Below are 16,913 nucleotides of genomic sequence, written 5' to 3' on the forward strand. Positions count from 1 at the left end.
GAATATGATGGGATTTCTTTGGAGTTTAGCCGCATTTATCATCGCTCTTGGGGTGTTAATAACGGTACATGAGTTTGGGCATTTTTGGGTGGCCAGACGTTGTGGTATTTATGTTGAGCGTTTTTCGATTGGTTTTGGTAAGGCGCTATGGCGTAAAGTTGACCGTCATGGAACCGAGTTTGTTATCGCCGCTATTCCTTTAGGCGGCTATATCAAAATGCTGGATGAGCGAGTGGCTCCAGTTGCACCAGAGCTGCGTCATATGGCATTCAATAATAAAACGGTAGGGCAGCGTGCGGCAGTAATTAGTGCTGGCCCACTGGCGAATTTTATTTTAGCGATATTGGCTTATTGGGTTATTTTTATGTTAGGTATCCCATCTGTTAAGCCGATTATTGCCGATATAAAGCCAAATTCTATTGCGGCAGCAGCAAATTTACAGTCCGGAATGGAACTAAAATCAATTGATGGTATCGAAACGCCTGACTGGAATGCAATTCGTTTAGCATTAGTAAGTCGAATCGGTGATAAGCAACTCGTCGCTGATGTACTGCCTCAAGGCTATGCTGATCCGGTGACTAAAACCCTTGATTTGCAGCAGTGGGAGTTTGATCCAGAAACCCAAGATCCTATTTTATCTGTAGGAATTATGCCGGTTTCAGCCCAGATAGATCCCGTGGTTCATAAGGTCTATGAAGGTTCAGCGGCTGAACGTGCGGGTTTACAAACCGGGGATAGGATAGTTAAAGTTAACGGGCAAACTATCGATATTTGGTCTCCGTTTAACGCTTTTATCAGGAATAGTCCGAATATCCCGTTACAATTAACTGTCGATAGACAAGGTCAGATGATTTCTGTCACTCTGACTCCCGATGCGAAAAAAGCGCAGCGTGGACAGCAAATTGGATTTGCGGGAGTGGAACTTTCAGTGATACCGTTAGCGGATGACTATAAAATGGTACAGCAGTACGGACCATTTTCTGCATTCTATCAGGCTAGCGACAAAACTTGGCAGTTAATGAAGTTAACCGTCAATATGATTGGCAAGCTAATTGTTGGCGATGTAAAGCTAAATAATTTGAGTGGCCCAATATCTATCGCCAAAGGCGCGGGTGTTTCGGCTGAATCAGGCTTGGTATATTATTTGATGTTCATTGCGCTAATTAGCGTGAATTTGGGAATTATTAATCTGTTCCCATTGCCCGTATTAGATGGGGGGCACCTACTCTTTTTGATCATTGAAAAGGTCAAGGGTAGTCCGGTGTCTGAGCGAGTACAAGATTTCAGTTATCGTATTGGTGCTATGGCACTGATATTATTAATGGGACTTGCACTTTTCAATGATTTCTCTCGCTTCTAGAACTAGCAAGTGAGGGACCAGTTAGGAATACGCATAACAACGATGGCGATGAAAAAGTTGCTCATAGCGTCGCTGCTCTTTGGCAGCGCCACTGCATACAGTTCAGACGGATTCGTAGTTCAAGACATTCGATTCGAAGGTCTTCAACGCGTCGCCGTTGGTGCAGCATTATTAAATATGCCCGTTAGGGTGGGAGATTCGGTTGATAACGATGATATTGGTCGTTCGATCCGCTCACTTTTTTCGACCGGCAATTTTGAAGATGTTAGGGTCCTGCGTGATGGAAACACGCTGATAGTTCAGGTGAAAGAGCGGCCAACCATCGCAAGTATTACTTTTACAGGCAATAAGTCTGTTAAAGACGACATGCTTAAGCAGAATCTTGAAGCATCCAACGTCCGAGTTGGAGAGGCGCTAGACCGCACAACGCTCTCTAATATCGAAAAAGCTCTGGAAGATTTTTACTACAGTGTGGGTAAATATAACGCCACCGTGCAGGCTGTTGTTACTCCACTACCGCGAAATCGTGTTGATTTAAAACTGGTATTCTCAGAAGGCGTATCAGCTAAAATTCAGCAGATTAACGTTGTTGGTAACAAGGACTTCACGACAGCGGAGTTGGTGAATAAAATCCAACTGCGTGATGATGTTCCTTGGTGGAACGTTGCCGCGGATCAAAAATATCAGAAACAAAAACTCGCGGGAGACTTAGAAACTCTGCGCAGTTTTTATCTTGATCGAGGCTATGCGCGTTTTAATATTGATTCGACGCATGTAAGCCTGACGCCAGATAAAAAAGGCATCTATATCACAATTAACGTGACTGAAGGCGATCAATATAAGATTTCCGATGTCGAAGTTAATGGTGAAACAGCAGGCCATTTAGCTGAAATTAAAGATCTTATTACTATTACTCCGGGTGAACTCTATAATGGTGCACAAGTCACCAAAATGGAAAACCAGATAAAAGATCTGCTCGGTCGATATGGCTACGCTTATCCGCGCGTAATGACCCAGCCTGAAATTGATGATGAAGGTAAAACGGTTAAACTGCATGTCAATATTGATGCTGGCAATCGTTTCTATGTTCGTCAAATTCGTTTCCAAGGCAATGACACCAGTAAAGATTCGGTGCTACGTCGTGAAATGCGCCAGATGGAAGGTGCATGGCTAGGTAATGATCAGGTTGAATTAGGTAAAGAACGTCTGAATCGTACTGGTTTCTTTGAAACCGTTGATGTTGAAACTCAGCGTATTCCTGGTGTGCCTGATCAGGTCGATGTCATTTATAAAGTTAAAGAGCGTAATACCGGTTCAATGAACTTTGGTGTCGGCTTTGGTACTGAAAGTGGCGTGAGCTTCCAGGTTGGTGTACAGCAAGATAACTGGATGGGTACTGGTAACTCGGTCGGCATAAGCGCGAGTAAAAATGATTATTCAACTTATGCTGAATTGTCATTTACTGACCCTTACTTCACCGTCAATGGTGTGAGTCTCGGAGGTCGTGTTTTCTATAATGATTTCCGTGCTAAAGATGCTGATTTGTCTGGATATACTAACAAAACTTATGGTTTAGATAGTTTCTTAAGTTTCCCATTCAATGAAAATAACTCATTCCGCCTTGGTGCGGGTTATGTCCATAACTCGTTATCTGATATGCGTCCTCAAGCGGCAATGTGGGATTATTTGCAGTCAGTAGGACAAAATCCACCGATTAATGCGGATGGAACGAATAAAGAAAGTTATAAAGCGGATGATTTCACGTTGAATCTAGGTTGGACATATAACAACCTAAACCGTGGGTTCTTCCCGACTTCTGGTAATAAAACTAGCTTCTCCGGTAAAATTACCGCTCCGGGATCAGATAATGAGTATTATAAATTACGTTTTGATTCCGCGCAGTATTACCCAATCGACAGCGATGAAACTTGGGTAATATTAGGCCGTGCACAGGCAGGATATGGTGATGGATTTGGCGATAAACAGATGCCTTTCTATGAAAACTTCTATGCCGGTGGGGCGAGCTCTGTCCGTGGTTTCCGTTCAAATAATATCGGCCCGAAAGCGGTGTATTTAGAACGAAAAGATAAAAACAGTAAAGGTGAAGTGATTCCGAAATCAGGCAGCCCATCAGACGATGCGGTCGGTGGTAATGCCATGTATTCGGCGTCACTGGAATTAATTACTCCAACGCCATTCTTGGACGAAAAATATTCTAATACGGTGAGAACCTCAATCTTTGTTGATGCGGGTACAGTATGGGATACCAATTGGAACAGTATTGACGCTAATTGGCGTAAAGATATGCCTGATTACGGAAAAGCCACCAATGTGCGCGTTTCTTCAGGGGTTGCATTGCAATGGATGTCTCCACTCGGTCCTTTGGTCTTCTCATATGCGAAGCCAATTAAAGATTACGAAGGTGACAAATCCGAAGAGTTCCAGTTTAATATCGGTAGAACGTGGTAATTTATTAGAGTCTTCCAGAATATTGCCCTTATGCATCTTGATAATACATTTTGATAAGGGCAATAAAATTTCCAGCCATAAGTATGGGTTAAGGAGTTTAGTGTGAAAAAATTGTTATGTGCGGCAGGTATGAGTTTAGCTTTAGCGATGTCAGCTGGTGCGTATGCGGATAAAGTTGCTGTAGTTAATGTCGGTGAAATTTTCCAAAATATGCCTGCTAGCGACGCAGTTGCTAAACAGCTCGAAAGTGAATTTAAGAGCCGTGGAACCGAACTACAAAATATGGAAAAAGACCTGCAATCACGTGTTGAAAAATTACGTCGTGACGGTGCAACCATGAAACAAAGCGATCGCGAAAAGCAAGAGAAAGAGTTAATTGCTAAACGTGACCAATTTGCTGAAAAAGCACAAAAATTTGAAGAAGACAATCGTCGTCGTCATATGGAAGAGCGCAACAAAATACTTGCTCGTATTCAGGCCTCAATTAAAACTATCGCTGCGAAAGAAGGCTACGATGTTGTTATCGATGCAAATGCAGTTGCTTATGCTAAAGATAGCGTAGACATCACTAAACAGGTTCAGAAACAGGTTAAATAAATAGATGTCTTCAATTCGCTTAGCTGATCTAGCGCAGCAGTTGAATGCAGAGTTACACGGTGATGGCGATATCGTCATCACCGGTATCGCGCCAATGTATTCAGCAAATAACCAGCAGATTACTTTTTTATCTGACAGCCGCTATAGCTCAAAATTAGCCGAATGTCAGGCCGCTGCGGTGGTATTAAAAGCCAGTGATCTGTCAGCGTGTAAAGTCGCGGCTTTAGTCGTTGATAATCCTTATCTAGCCTATGCAAAAATGGCGCAGATTCTGGATACAACGCCAGCACCCGCAGAAAATATTCATGCTTCAGCCGTTATCGCTGAAGATGCTAAGCTGGGTAACAATGTTGCCATTGGAGCCAATGCTGTGATTGAAACCGGCGTTGAGCTTGGCGATAACGTAATTATTGGCGCCGGATGTTTTATTGGTAAAGAGACCAAAATAGGCGCGGGTAGTCGTTTATGGGCGAATGTAACTATTTACCATAAGATCGAAATAGGCGAACATTGTTTAATCCATTCGGGGACAATTATTGGTGCCGATGGCTTTGGTTATGCTAACGATCGTGGTAATTGGATAAAAATCCCTCAGTTAGGCACAGTTATTATTGGTGATCGCGTAGAAATCGGTGCCAGCACCACTATCGATCGCGGCGCTCTCGATAATACAATAATCGGTAATGGTGTCATTATTGATAACCAATGCCAAATAGCGCATAACGTTATTATTGGCGACAATACTGCCGTTGCTGGTGGTGTTATTATGGCCGGTAGCCTGAAAATCGGGCGTTATTGTATGATTGGTGGCGCAAGTGTGATTAATGGACATATGGAAATCTGTGATAAAGTTACGGTTACTGGCATGAGCATGGTGATGCGACCTATTACAGAACCTGGTGTATACTCTTCTGGTATTCCATTACAGACTAATAAAGATTGGCGTAAAACAGCGGCTTTAGTCATGAATATTAACGACATGAGTAAGCGCCTTAAAGCTGTTGAACGTACGTTAGACTGCAAAAATCAAAAAGATCAGTAATAATTAACTATTCAGGTTAAAATGACCTGTTGTGTTATCTATTTTCCGGCCTGCCAATCTAGCCCAAGTTTGGGTTAATAGCAGGCCGATTCATTAATAAATTATATTTATAGACAGGAAGAGTATTTCGATGAGTGATAATCATACTCTGAATATAGAAGAGATTTTAGAGCTGCTGCCACACCGTTACCCATTCCTTTTGGTTGATCGTGTATTGGATTTTGAAGAAGGCAAATCTCTGCGTGCAGTGAAAAATGTCTCTTTTAACGAACCTTTTTTCCAAGGCCATTTCCCTGGCAAGCCCATTTTCCCTGGCGTATTAATCCTTGAAGCAATGGCTCAGGCAACAGGTATTTTGGCGTTTAAAAGCGTGGGTAAATTAGAACCGGGTGAATTGTATTATTTTGCTGCAATTGACCATGCACGTTTTAAACGTCCTGTATTACCTGGGGACCAAATGATCTTGGAAGTTGAGTTTATCAAAGAACGTCGCGGCGTTGCTCGCTTTAAAGGCGTTGCCAAAGTAGATGGAGAAGTAGCTTGCGAAGCTGAGATGATGTGTGCCCGTCGTCGAGAGGTCTAATATGATTGATAAAACTGCCAGCATTCACCCTTCTTCTACTGTAGAAGAGGGGGCGATTATCGGAGCCAATGTTCGTATTGGCCCTTTTTGTTATATTGGTTCACAAGTTGAAATTGGTGAAGGGACTGAATTAAAATCCCACATTGTTATCAATGGGATCACTAAAATTGGTCGTGATAACCAAATTTTCCAATTTTCTACCATTGGTGAAATAAACCAAGATTTAAAATATCAAGGTGAACCAACGCGGGTTGAGATTGGTGATAGAAACCGCATTCGTGAAAGCGTCACTATTCATCGTGGCACAGAACAAGGCGGTGGATTAACAAAAATTGGCAACGATAACTTGCTGATGGTTAATGTCCATATTGCTCACGATTGTATTATTGGTAATCGCTGTATTATTGCTAATAACGGCACGCTCGGCGGTCATGTCACCTTAGGTGATTTCGCGATTATTGGCGGAATGACGGCGGTGCATCAATTTTGTCAAATTGGTGCACATGTTATGGTTGGCGGCTGTTCAGGCGTTGCACAGGATGTTCCTCCGTATGTTGTTGCGCAGGGTAACCACGCCACTCCATTTGGATTGAATATCGAGGGTTTGAAACGTCGCGGATTTGATAAAACTTCGCTGCATGCGATTCGTAATGCTTATAAAGTGTTATATCGTAGTGGTAAATCGTTGGAAGACGCGCGCGTAGAAATCGCTGAAATGGCGAAAACTAACCAACATGTTAACGTGTTTAGTGAGTTTCTTGAAAATTCAGCTGCCTCTAATCGCGGAATTATCCGTTAGTGCTTCATTGATATGGACAGTCAATGCTGTCAGGAACTAAATAAAGGAGATAACTATGGTCAATAGTGGCTCAGCAGTATCACGTCCACTTACCATAGGTATTGTTGCTGGGGAAACTTCTGGCGACATTCTTGGCGCAGGATTAATCCGCGCGTTAAAGCAAAGCGTGCCTGATGCTCGTTTTGTCGGCGTTGCGGGTCCATTGATGGAAGCCGAAGGCTGTGAAGCTTGGTACGAAATGGAAGAGCTTGCAGTGATGGGCGTGGTAGAAGTCGTAGGGCGACTGCCAAGGCTTCTGAGTATTCGAAAAGATCTTACTCGCCGATTTACTGATTTACAACCTGATGTATTTATTGGTATTGATGCCCCTGATTTTAATCTCACATTGGAAGGTCGTTTAAAAGCCAAAGGGATTAAAACCATTCACTATGTTAGCCCTTCTGTTTGGGCTTGGCGGCAAAAAAGAGTGTTCAAAATTGGTAAAGCTACCGATTTAGTGCTGGCATTTTTACCATTTGAAAAAGCATTTTATGACCGTTTTTCCGTACCTTGTCGGTTTATTGGCCATACGATGGCGGATGCTATTCCCTTACAGCCGGACAAACTGGCCGCTCGTCAGCGGTTAAATATTCCAGCAGATGCGATTTGCTTAGCTATGTTGCCCGGCAGTCGTCATTCCGAAGTGGAGATGCTCAGTGCCGATTTTTTAATAACCGCTCAACGTCTCTATCAGCAACTAGGTCAATTGCATATTATTGTTCCGCTAATTAATCATAAAAGACGTGAACAATTTGAAGCCATTAAACGTGAAGTTGCTCCTGATTTGCCGGTTTCTTTGCTGGATGGTCAGGCTAGAGACGCGATGATTGCCGCAGATGCAACATTATTAGCCTCTGGTACTGCGGCGCTCGAATGCATGCTAGCAAAATGCCCTATGGTTGTCGGCTACCGAATGAAACCCTTTACCTTTTGGCTAGCTAAAAAACTGATTAAAACGCCTTATGTCTCGTTGCCTAATTTATTAGCTGGGCGTGAGATAGTTAGCGAATTACTACAAGATGAGTGTCAACCTGAAAAACTAGCCCAAAAATTATTGCCCTTGTTGGCTGGTGGAGAACAGGTTGATGAGTTGAAACATACGTTTTTGCAATTGCATAAAAAAATTCGTTGTAACGCGGATCAACAAGCAGCAGATGCGGTATTAGAATTGGCAAAAAATTAATGGAATTTGTTTACCCTCAAGCAAATTTAATTGCTGGTGTCGATGAAGTAGGCCGCGGGCCTTTAGTTGGCGCGGTGGTTACTGCGGCGGTGATCCTTGACCCTAATAATCCGATTATCGGGCTTATGGACTCTAAAAAATTGAGTGAAAAGCGTCGAGAAAAGTTATTTATCGAGATACAAGAAAAAGCGTTAAGCTGGAGTATTGGCCGTGCTGAACCCGAAGAAATTGATAATATCAATATCTTGCAAGCGACAATGTTAGCGATGCAAAGAGCGGTGGCTGGTTTATCGATTCAACCGGATTTTGTGTTGATCGATGGTAATCGTTGCCCCGCATTATCTATGCCATCCCAATCAGTTATCAAAGGCGACAGCTTAGTGCAGGAAATAAGCGCTGCCTCAATTTTGGCAAAGGTTACTCGTGATAGAGAAATGGTTGCCTTAGATCAACAATATCCTGAGTATGGTTTTGCCAAGCATAAAGGCTATCCAACGGCACTTCATCTTGAAAAACTAGCGCAATATGGTGCTATTGCACTTCATCGTAAGAGTTTTGCTCCGGTCCGTCGTGCATTAAATATCAAAGAACGGATATAATCACCATGTCAGATCCTCGTTTTATACACCTTCGAGTTCATAGCGACTATTCAATGATTGATGGATTAGCCAAAATTAATCCATTAGTTAAAAAAGTCGCCTCCATGGGCATGCCAGCATTTGCGATTACTGATTTTACTAACTTATGTGGTTTAGTGAAATTTTATGGTTCAGCGCATAGCGCCGGTATAAAACCGATTATTGGAGCAGATTTCTTTGTAGAAAGTGAGATGCTCGGCGATGATATTGCCCATTTAACCGTGTTGGCTCGCAATAATGAAGGCTATCAAAACCTCACATTATTGATTTCCGAAGCCTATCAAAAGGGTTATGGCCCTATTGGACCCACAATCAAACGTGAGTGGTTAGCGAAGTATAAAGAGGGACTGATTCTACTCTCTGGTGGACGGATGGGTGATGTTGGTCAATTTTTACTGCGGGGTAATCAAGCTTTAGTTAATGAGTGTCTTGCATTTTATGAAATGCATTTTCCCGATAACTATTACCTCGAACTGATCCGCACAGGTCGCCCAGATGAAGAGAACTATTTACATGCGGCGGTAGAATTAGCTACTTTGCATGGTTTACCTGTTGTCGCGACCAATGATGTACGGTTTATTGCTAGTCATGATTTTGATGCCCATGAAATTCGGGTCGCTATTCATGATGGATTTACTTTATCCGATCCTAAACGTCCGAAAAAATACAGCCCTCAGCAATATTTACGCAGTGAAGCCGAAATGTGCGAACTGTTTGCCGATATTCCCGAAGCTCTGGAAAATAGCGTCGAAATTGCTAAGCGTTGTAACGTGACCATCCGCCTCGGCGAATATTTTTTGCCCCAATTTCCAACAGGGGAAATGAAAACTGAAGATTTTCTGGTCATGCGTTCAAAGCAAGGACTAGAAGAACGATTAGAGTTTTTGTATCCCGATGAGAAAGAGCGAGCAGAAAAACGACCGCCTTATGATGAACGTTTGGATATTGAATTAACCGTTATTAACCAAATGGGTTTCCCTGGTTACTTTCTGATTGTTATGGAATTTATTCAGTGGTCTAAAGATAACGGCGTACCGGTAGGGCCTGGCCGCGGTTCGGGTGCCGGTTCTTTAGTCGCTTATGCGCTAAAAATTACTGATCTTGATCCGTTAGAATTCGATCTGCTTTTTGAACGTTTTCTTAATCCTGAACGTGTTTCCATGCCTGACTTTGACGTTGATTTCTGTATGGAAAAACGCGATTTAGTGATTGATCACGTTGCTCAAATGTACGGTCGCGATGCGGTTTCGCAAATTATCACCTTCGGTACGATGGCAGCAAAAGCCGTCATTCGCGACGTGGGGCGTGTATTAGGCCACCCATACGGTTTTGTTGATCGTATCTCTAAATTAGTGCCGCCAGATCCCGGAATGACCTTAGAAAAGGCTTTCGAAGCTGAACCTCAATTGCCTGAAATTTACGAAGCAGATGAAGAGGTTAAGGCGCTAATTGATATGGCGCGTAAACTAGAGGGTGTCACACGAAATGCGGGTAAACATGCCGGTGGGGTCGTTATTGCGCCGACTAAAATTACCGATTTTGCACCGCTGTATTGCGATGCCGAAGGTAAAAACCCAGTTACTCAGTTTGATAAAAATGACGTCGAATATGCGGGATTAGTCAAATTTGACTTTCTCGGATTACGTACACTGACGATTATCAACTGGGCGCTAGAGATGATCAATGCGCGCCGAGCTAAACAAAACTTAGAACCTATTGATATTGCTGCTATTCCTCTGCAAGATAAAAAAAGTTTTGATATGCTGCAACGCTCTGAAACTACCGCGGTTTTTCAGTTAGAATCGCGTGGTATGAAGGACTTAATCAAGCGCCTTCGTCCTGATAGTTTTGAAGATATGATTGCGTTAGTGGCGCTTTTTCGTCCCGGTCCTTTGCAATCGGGGATGGTAGATAATTTTATCGACCGAAAACATGGACGTGAAGCTATTTCTTACCCTGATGTTGAATGGCAACATGAGTCCTTGCAGCCTGTTTTAGAACCTACGTATGGTATTATTCTTTACCAAGAACAGGTGATGCAGATTGCACAGGTACTGGCGGGTTATACACTGGGCGGTGCGGATATGCTGCGCCGTGCTATGGGTAAGAAAAAGCCAGAAGAAATGGCTAAACAGCGTTCTATATTCCAAGATGGTGCAATAAAAAACGGTATTGACGGCGAATTGGCAATGAAAATCTTTGACTTGGTGGAGAAATTTGCCGGTTATGGATTTAATAAATCACACTCCGCCGCTTATGCTTTAGTCTCTTATCAGACGCTGTGGCTTAAAGCGCATTATCCGGCTGAATTTATGGCCGCAGTGATGACCGCTGATATGGATAATACTGAGAAAGTGGTCGGTCTCGTCGATGAATGTTGGCGGATGGGGTTAAAAGTATTGCCTCCAGATATAAATAGCGGCCTATATCATTTTCATGTCAATGAGCACGGTGAAATCGTGTATGGTATCGGTGCTATCAAAGGGGTCGGAGAAGGTCCGATTGAAGCAATATTAGAAGCCCGCCAAAAAGGCGGACACTTCAAAGAAATTTTTGATCTCTGCGCTCGGGTCGATACAAAAAAATTAAGTCGCCGAGTGATGGAAAAGCTAGTTATGGCGGGCGCTTTTGATCATCTGGGTCCGCATCGTGCGGCACTTATGTCATCTTTAGAAGATGCGCTTAAAGCGGCGGATCAACATGCGAAAGCCGAGGCAATAGGGCAAGGGGATATGTTCGGGGTATTGGCCGATGCGCCTGAGCAAGTTGAACTTTCTTATGCCAGTGTGCCAAAATGGCCGGATCAGGTGGTACTGGATGGTGAGCGCGAAACGCTGGGCCTTTATTTAACGGGTCACCCGATAACAGGTTATTTGCGTGAAATTGAACGCTATACTAATGGCTTAAGGCTGAAAGATGTGAACCCTACCCCTCGTGGTCAAATGACAACTGTGGTAGGTTTAGTACTTTCAGCCAAAGTTATTACCACCAAGCGGGGCAATCGAATCGGTATTTGTACACTCGATGATCGTTCCGGTCGGCTGGATATTATGCTATTTTCAGATGCACTGGAAAAATACCAACATCTACTAGAGCAAGATCGTGTTTTGATTGCTACCGGACAGGTCAGCTTTGATGATTTTAACGGTGGCAATAAAATGACAGTGCGCGAACTCATGGATATCAGCGAAGCCCGTGAGAAATATGCGCGTGGACTCGCAATCTCACTGTCGGACCGGCAAATTGATGACCAATTATTGAACCGTCTTCGCAGCACTCTTGAACCACACCGTTCAGGAACTATTCCGGTTCATTTGTATTATCAGAGGGAAGACGCTAGAGCTAGATTAAAATTTGGCGTTGCTTGGCGTATTACGCCGACCGATACCCTTCTGACTGATCTGCGAACTCTGCTGGGTACTGAGCAGGTAGAATTAGAATTTGACTAAAATAGGAATATTATGAGTCTGGATTTTCTTGATTTTGAACAGCCGATTGCCGAGCTGGAAGCGAAAATTGATTCGCTGACTGCAGTCAGCCGTCAAGATAACAACTTAGAAGTCAATCTCGATGAAGAGGTTGCCCGTTTACGTGAAAAAAGCCTTGAGCTAACTCGTAAAATTTTCTCTGATCTTGGTGCTTGGCAGATTGCTAAACTGGCTCGCCATCCACGTCGCCCATATACTTTGGATTATATTCAACGTATTTTTACTGATTTCCAAGAGTTAGCAGGCGATCGTGCTTATGCTGACGATAAAGCCATTGTTGGTGGTCTAGCACGTCTTGATGGCCGACCTGTAATGATTATTGGTCATCAAAAAGGACGTGAAACGAAAGAGAAAATCCGTCGTAATTTTGGTATGCCAGCCCCTGAAGGCTATCGTAAAGCATTGCGTCTGATGGAAATGGCTGAACGCTTTAAATTACCAATTATTACTTTTATTGATACCCCAGGAGCATATCCAGGGGTGGGCGCGGAAGAGCGTGGTCAATCAGAAGCGATTGCTCGTAACTTACGTGAAATGTCTCGTCTTTCCGTTCCAGTTATTTGTACGGTTATTGGTGAGGGCGGCTCTGGTGGTGCATTAGCTATTGGGGTTGGTGATAAAGTTAATATGCTGCAATACAGCACCTATTCGGTTATTTCTCCAGAAGGTTGTGCTTCTATTCTGTGGAAAAGTGCGGATAAAGCGCCTCTGGCCGCAGAAGCAATGGGTATTATTGCCCCGCGTTTAAAAGAATTAAAACTGATTGATAATGTGGTGCCAGAACCTTTGGGCGGTGCTCATCGCAATTATGATGAGATAGCTGCATCATTAAAAGAGCGCCTTGTTGAAGATCTAAATGAATTAGATGAATTTGATACGGAAGCATTAAAAAATCGGCGTTATCAACGTTTGATGGAATATGGTTATTGCTGATCGCATTATTTGTCAGTTAATAGAAAAAAGGAGAATGGCATCGTCACTCTCCTTTTTTTGTGATTTAAATTTGTCTTGTAGGTGATCAATCAAATCCAATTAATAATAAGGTGCCGATGAAACAATACAGTTATTTAGCCTATGCGTTACTTTGTGTGATTATTTGGAGCTTTATTCCGATTGTTTCCCGTTTTGGGCAGACGACGATGGATAACTTTCAATTTTTATTTTGGTCAAATTTGTTTTCGGCGATAGCGGTATTGTCCGTATCATTATGCTCAGGTCGTGGCTGGCGAAGATTATTTATTTTATCGCGTAAAGAGACTCTCCAAGTTTGCGTACTTGGTATACTTGATTGTTTATTCTATTTATTACTTTATTATGGTTATTCTATTGAGAATGGCATAGCGGTGCTAGTGATCCAATATAGCTGGCCGCTAATTATTATTTTACTCTCGATAGTTTTATTAAAAGAACATTTGTATTTACGTCAGTGGCTGGGGGTTATTATTGGTTTCTGTGCGGTAATTATCACCTTTACTCAAGGCAATATTAGTCAACTGCAGATTGAAAATCCTCAAGCCTTATTATTAGTCTTTGGTGGTGCCTTTTGTTTTGCTCTTATGTCGGTATTATCTAAGCAATTTTCCCTTGATGCATATATTAGTACGTTGTGGTTATTTATTTTTTCAACCGCTGCATCGACGGTATTATTAATCTGTTTTAGCAATTTTTCGCTTCCTAGTAAATCCGCATTATGGCCAACATTAATTAATGGTATTTTAATTAATGGCGTATCATATATTCTGTGGTTTAAGGCGATGAGCACTGGTCAATCGGCAAAAATAGCTTCTATTGTATTTTTGTCTCCTGTGCTTTCGGTATTATGGCTGGTGGCTATATTTAATGATGCTTTAGTTATCGCGTATGTTATCGGCTTAGCTTTAGTAATTATTTCTGGAATTCTATGCCTTAAATCACCACAGAATGAAACTGATAATAAAATAGCTAAATGAATGAGAAAAATTTAATGAGTCAATTATCAATGCAAATAATAAATACCGTGGAAGAAAAAATAAAGCACCAGCGGCATATTCTGGTTGGCTTTAGTGGCGGCTTAGATTCAACGGTATTACTGCATTGTTTGTATCAGCTGAGAGAACAACGTTATCCTGATTTACAAATTAGAGCATTACACATTCATCATGGCTTAAATCCAAAGGCGGATTATTGGGTACAGCATTGTGAGCAAATTTGTTTAGAGTGGAAAATTCCTTTTATTTGCCGTCGAGTTGAAGTTGATGCGAGTAAAAAGGGTGTAGAAGCTGCGGCTCGAGAAGCACGTTATCAAGCTTATCGTGCTGTTATTTATCCAAATGAAGTGATGGTAACGGCGCAGCATCTGGATGATCAGGCTGAAACATTTATGTTGGCATTAAAACGTGGTAGTGGCCCGGCAGGGTTATCCGCAATGCCTGAATCTATGCCATTTATGACACATGTTGATGTTGAGAGCGGTGAAAAAATAAATAGCCTGTTATTGCGCCCATTATTAACCTTAAGTCGTTCCCAGTTAGATCATTATGCGCAACAGTTTACTTTGTGTTGGATTGAAGATGATAGTAATCAAGACGATCGCTATGACCGTAATTTTTTACGGTTACATGTCATGCCGATATTAAATCAACGCTGGCCACATTTTGCCAGTGCAGCCGCACGCAGTGCTGCATTATGCGCCGAGCAAGAATCCTTGTTAGATGAATTATTAACTAGCGCATTACAAGAGGCGTTAGATTACCAAGGGGGGCTCTCTATTGAGGTATTGCAAACATGTTCAGCCGAGAAGCGTAATGCACTGATCCGCCGGTGGTTTGGTTATCATAATTTAACGATGCCGGGGTATCATCAATTACAACGTATTTGGCAGGAGGTGGCATTAGCACGACAAGATGCTGAGCCTATTTTTCAGTTTGGCTCTTATGATATTCGGCGCTACCAAGGTTATTTATGGTTAGTTCGTAGGATGAAATCTTTAGTTAATCAACAGTTTACTTGGGATTACCCCGCGCCACATATTTTACCCAATTCGTTGGGCTGTCTGGTTGTAATGCACGGTGAAGGACAGATCCGTCCGCCTGCAACTGGCGAAGTCGTCAGTATTCGGTTCGGTTTGCAGCAAACAATTAATATTGTGGGTAGAGAGCATTCTCGTCACAGCAAGAAAATCTGGCAAGAGCTCGGAGTCGCGCCGTGGATGAGAGAGCGTACGCCATTAATTTATTATAATGAACAGCTAATTACTGCGGTAGGTTGTTTTGTTACCCGCCAAGGGTTAGTTGATGAAGGAAAGCAGGGAATCGCTATTCATTGGGATAGAAACGATTAACGCTTGGATTGGAACCCCTTATAAAGATCATTAATTATAAGGGGGAGAAGAGATATCTCTCGTTGAGACGAGCAGATGACTAGTGGGAGTGATCGATAACAATGGTACCGATCTCAGGGTGGCTGAATGTATTGATGTGATCAAGGCGTAATTCTTTTGCACCTTCAGGTGTACCCACGATCAAGTACTCTACTTTCTTGCGCGTGACGAGATCTTCTGCTTGTACTTCAATTTCACTGCCATCTTGCAATTGGATCTGCAATTTTAGTCGGCGCTGACAAGCTAATTCCAAGTACTCGTAATCATCACAATTGATTGGTTGATATTCAGTATCTGTAGACATAATCCCTCACCACTATGTATGTTAGTGGCGGTTTTTCCGCCGATGATTATTTTGTCACTAAACCCATTTGTCACGAAACTCATTACCCGCTAAGCTAAATCGGGTTCTCAACATCATAGCACAGTAATTTTAACAATAATAAGTGCCCCTCAGCTTTTAGCATTTCCATTGAGCACCATTTAATCATTTCTATTATTATAATCTATACTATACTCAGTAAAATCTGAAATCTGACTATACTCACCCTTTTTTATAGAATAAAGTGCTATGATGTTTTATAAAAGATTAACTGTATGAAAGCATTCAAAAATCTAAGGGGAAACCGATGAATAAAAAACTCTTAATGGTATTAGCTGCGGCCGGTGTCATCACGCTTGCGGGATGTCAAAATAGTACCACAGCGCCAGAAGTTCGTTATATCGATCGGGCGTTTACCGGGGTGCTTCCTTGTGCGGATTGTTCGGGCATAGAAACCACTATTTTATTTAATCAAGATGGTAGCTATGTGGAAGAGCTAACATATCTTGGTACCCGCGATGGTGATCAAACCATGTTTGAAACTGGTAGCTGGGCAAAAGATGGTGATAAGCTGCGTTTAACTAATACCCAAGGTGAGCGTTCATATTTTGCACCTTCAGCAGATGATAAATCCGTCACTATGCTAGACAGTGATGGTAACGCGGTTGAATCCCAATTTGATTACACTCTAAAGCAAGTGACTCCAAGTAAAAAAATAGGTGAGTATCACTATATGGCTGATGCCGCCACATTTATTGAATGTGGTACTAAGCGTAATTACGCGGCTAGCGGTATTGAATTAGAAAGAAATTATGGTGCTACAGGGGTTAACGGTGGTACACCAGTCTATGCTGAAATTGAAGGGTATTACACTATCCGTCCTTCAATGGAAGATGGTTTATTTAATCCCGCGTTAGTACAAACGGGTAGTATCTTGTTTAATAAAGAGAAATCTTGTCCAACTAAATAACGTGCATTTAAATAGATTGAATTAAAAAAGCCCGGCTTGATAATTAAGTCGGGCTTTTTAGTCGA

At 42.4% G+C, this 16,913-nt stretch carries 14 protein-coding genes; 13 read left to right on the plus strand and 1 reads right to left on the minus strand.

All coding sequences use genetic code 11. The features are described 5' to 3' along the window. Positions 1 to 4 precede the first annotated feature (4 nt). From rseP to tilS, 12 genes are all read left to right on the plus strand, one after another. Positions 5 to 1,360, plus strand: a complete 1,356-nt coding sequence (gene rseP / locus MNY66_RS02780) for a sigma E protease regulator RseP (RefSeq protein ID WP_047255110.1) — start codon at positions 5 to 7, stop codon at positions 1,358 to 1,360. Between the two features lie 42 nt (positions 1,361 to 1,402). Then, entirely contained in the window at positions 1,403 to 3,829 is a 2,427-nt protein-coding gene (bamA, locus tag MNY66_RS02785) for an outer membrane protein assembly factor BamA (RefSeq protein WP_241501391.1), read from the plus strand. 102 nt (positions 3,830 to 3,931) lie between these two features. Then, positions 3,932 to 4,426 (plus strand): molecular chaperone Skp, encoded by a 495-nt coding sequence (gene skp / locus MNY66_RS02790; protein WP_047255108.1) that lies wholly within the window; start codon positions 3,932 to 3,934, stop codon positions 4,424 to 4,426. 4 nt (positions 4,427 to 4,430) lie between these two features. Then, positions 4,431 to 5,468, plus strand: coding sequence for a UDP-3-O-(3-hydroxymyristoyl)glucosamine N-acyltransferase (gene lpxD / locus MNY66_RS02795; RefSeq protein WP_047255107.1), 1,038 nt, complete (start codon positions 4,431 to 4,433; stop codon positions 5,466 to 5,468). 130 nt (positions 5,469 to 5,598) lie between these two features. After that, positions 5,599 to 6,051: a 3-hydroxyacyl-ACP dehydratase FabZ gene (gene fabZ, locus MNY66_RS02800; protein WP_047255106.1), complete on the plus strand. Its 453-nt coding sequence runs from the start codon at positions 5,599 to 5,601 to the stop codon at positions 6,049 to 6,051. Position 6,052: 1 nt separating this feature from the next. Beyond that, positions 6,053 to 6,850 carry an acyl-ACP--UDP-N-acetylglucosamine O-acyltransferase gene (lpxA, locus tag MNY66_RS02805; RefSeq protein WP_241501392.1) on the plus strand — a complete coding sequence of 266 codons (798 nt, stop codon included), beginning with the start codon at positions 6,053 to 6,055 and terminating at the stop codon, positions 6,848 to 6,850. A 55-nt stretch (positions 6,851 to 6,905) separates the two neighbouring features. After that, positions 6,906 to 8,072, plus strand: a complete 1,167-nt coding sequence (gene lpxB / locus MNY66_RS02810; protein ID WP_047255104.1) for a lipid-A-disaccharide synthase — start codon at positions 6,906 to 6,908, stop codon at positions 8,070 to 8,072. Beyond that, a complete protein-coding gene (rnhB, locus tag MNY66_RS02815) occupies positions 8,072 to 8,671 on the plus strand; it encodes a ribonuclease HII (RefSeq protein ID WP_047255103.1) in 600 nt (199 codons plus the stop codon). The genes lpxB and rnhB overlap by 1 nt, the downstream gene beginning before the upstream one ends. A gap of 5 nt (positions 8,672 to 8,676) precedes the next feature. Next, on the plus strand, positions 8,677 to 12,159 hold the full coding sequence (dnaE, locus tag MNY66_RS02820; RefSeq protein ID WP_047255102.1) for a DNA polymerase III subunit alpha: 3,483 nt from the start codon (positions 8,677 to 8,679) through the stop codon (positions 12,157 to 12,159). Between the two features lie 12 nt (positions 12,160 to 12,171). Next, complete coding sequence (accA, locus tag MNY66_RS02825; protein WP_047255101.1) at positions 12,172 to 13,131, plus strand: acetyl-CoA carboxylase carboxyl transferase subunit alpha; 960 nt, start codon at positions 12,172 to 12,174, stop codon at positions 13,129 to 13,131. A gap of 116 nt (positions 13,132 to 13,247) precedes the next feature. Further along, positions 13,248 to 14,147, plus strand: coding sequence for a DMT family transporter (locus MNY66_RS02830; RefSeq protein WP_047255100.1), 900 nt, complete (start codon positions 13,248 to 13,250; stop codon positions 14,145 to 14,147). Between the two features lie 14 nt (positions 14,148 to 14,161). Continuing rightward, positions 14,162 to 15,517: a tRNA lysidine(34) synthetase TilS gene (tilS, locus tag MNY66_RS02835; protein ID WP_047255258.1), complete on the plus strand. Its 1,356-nt coding sequence runs from the start codon at positions 14,162 to 14,164 to the stop codon at positions 15,515 to 15,517. 79 nt (positions 15,518 to 15,596) lie between these two features. Here the strand turns inward: tilS and rof are convergent, their stop codons facing one another. Next, positions 15,597 to 15,860 carry a Rho-binding antiterminator gene (gene rof / locus MNY66_RS02840; protein WP_047255099.1) on the minus strand — a complete coding sequence of 88 codons (264 nt, stop codon included), beginning with the start codon at positions 15,858 to 15,860 and terminating at the stop codon, positions 15,597 to 15,599. 325 nt (positions 15,861 to 16,185) lie between these two features. On the opposite strand from rof, the gene nlpE reads away from it, so the two are divergent. Further along, complete coding sequence (gene nlpE / locus MNY66_RS02845; protein WP_047255098.1) at positions 16,186 to 16,848, plus strand: envelope stress response activation lipoprotein NlpE; 663 nt, start codon at positions 16,186 to 16,188, stop codon at positions 16,846 to 16,848. The last annotated feature ends 65 nt before the right edge of the window (positions 16,849 to 16,913 follow it).

The sequence above is a fragment of the Moellerella wisconsensis genome (genome assembly GCF_022592395.1).
GTDB classification, from domain to species: Bacteria; Pseudomonadota; Gammaproteobacteria; order Enterobacterales; family Enterobacteriaceae; genus Moellerella; species Moellerella wisconsensis.

Excerpts from the sequence above, each read along its gene's own strand:
- rseP (WP_047255110.1), top strand. The coding sequence starts at position 5 with ATGATGGGATTTCTTTGGAGTTTAGCCGCATTTATCATCGCTCTTGGG.
- bamA (WP_241501391.1), top strand. The coding sequence starts at position 1,403 with ATGGCGATGAAAAAGTTGCTCATAGCGTCGCTGCTCTTTGGCAGCGCC.
- lpxD (WP_047255107.1), top strand. The coding sequence starts at position 4,431 with ATGTCTTCAATTCGCTTAGCTGATCTAGCGCAGCAGTTGAATGCAGAG.
- fabZ (WP_047255106.1), top strand. The coding sequence starts at position 5,599 with ATGAGTGATAATCATACTCTGAATATAGAAGAGATTTTAGAGCTGCTG.
- lpxA (WP_241501392.1), top strand. The coding sequence starts at position 6,053 with ATGATTGATAAAACTGCCAGCATTCACCCTTCTTCTACTGTAGAAGAG.
- lpxB (WP_047255104.1), top strand. The coding sequence starts at position 6,906 with ATGGTCAATAGTGGCTCAGCAGTATCACGTCCACTTACCATAGGTATT.
- rnhB (WP_047255103.1), top strand. The coding sequence starts at position 8,072 with ATGGAATTTGTTTACCCTCAAGCAAATTTAATTGCTGGTGTCGATGAA.
- dnaE (WP_047255102.1), top strand. The coding sequence starts at position 8,677 with ATGTCAGATCCTCGTTTTATACACCTTCGAGTTCATAGCGACTATTCA.
- accA (WP_047255101.1), top strand. The coding sequence starts at position 12,172 with ATGAGTCTGGATTTTCTTGATTTTGAACAGCCGATTGCCGAGCTGGAA.
- MNY66_RS02830 (WP_047255100.1), top strand. The coding sequence starts at position 13,248 with ATGAAACAATACAGTTATTTAGCCTATGCGTTACTTTGTGTGATTATT.
- tilS (WP_047255258.1), top strand. The coding sequence starts at position 14,162 with ATGAGTCAATTATCAATGCAAATAATAAATACCGTGGAAGAAAAAATA.
- rof (WP_047255099.1), bottom strand. The coding sequence starts at position 15,860 with ATGTCTACAGATACTGAATATCAACCAATCAATTGTGATGATTACGAG.
- nlpE (WP_047255098.1), top strand. The coding sequence starts at position 16,186 with ATGAATAAAAAACTCTTAATGGTATTAGCTGCGGCCGGTGTCATCACG.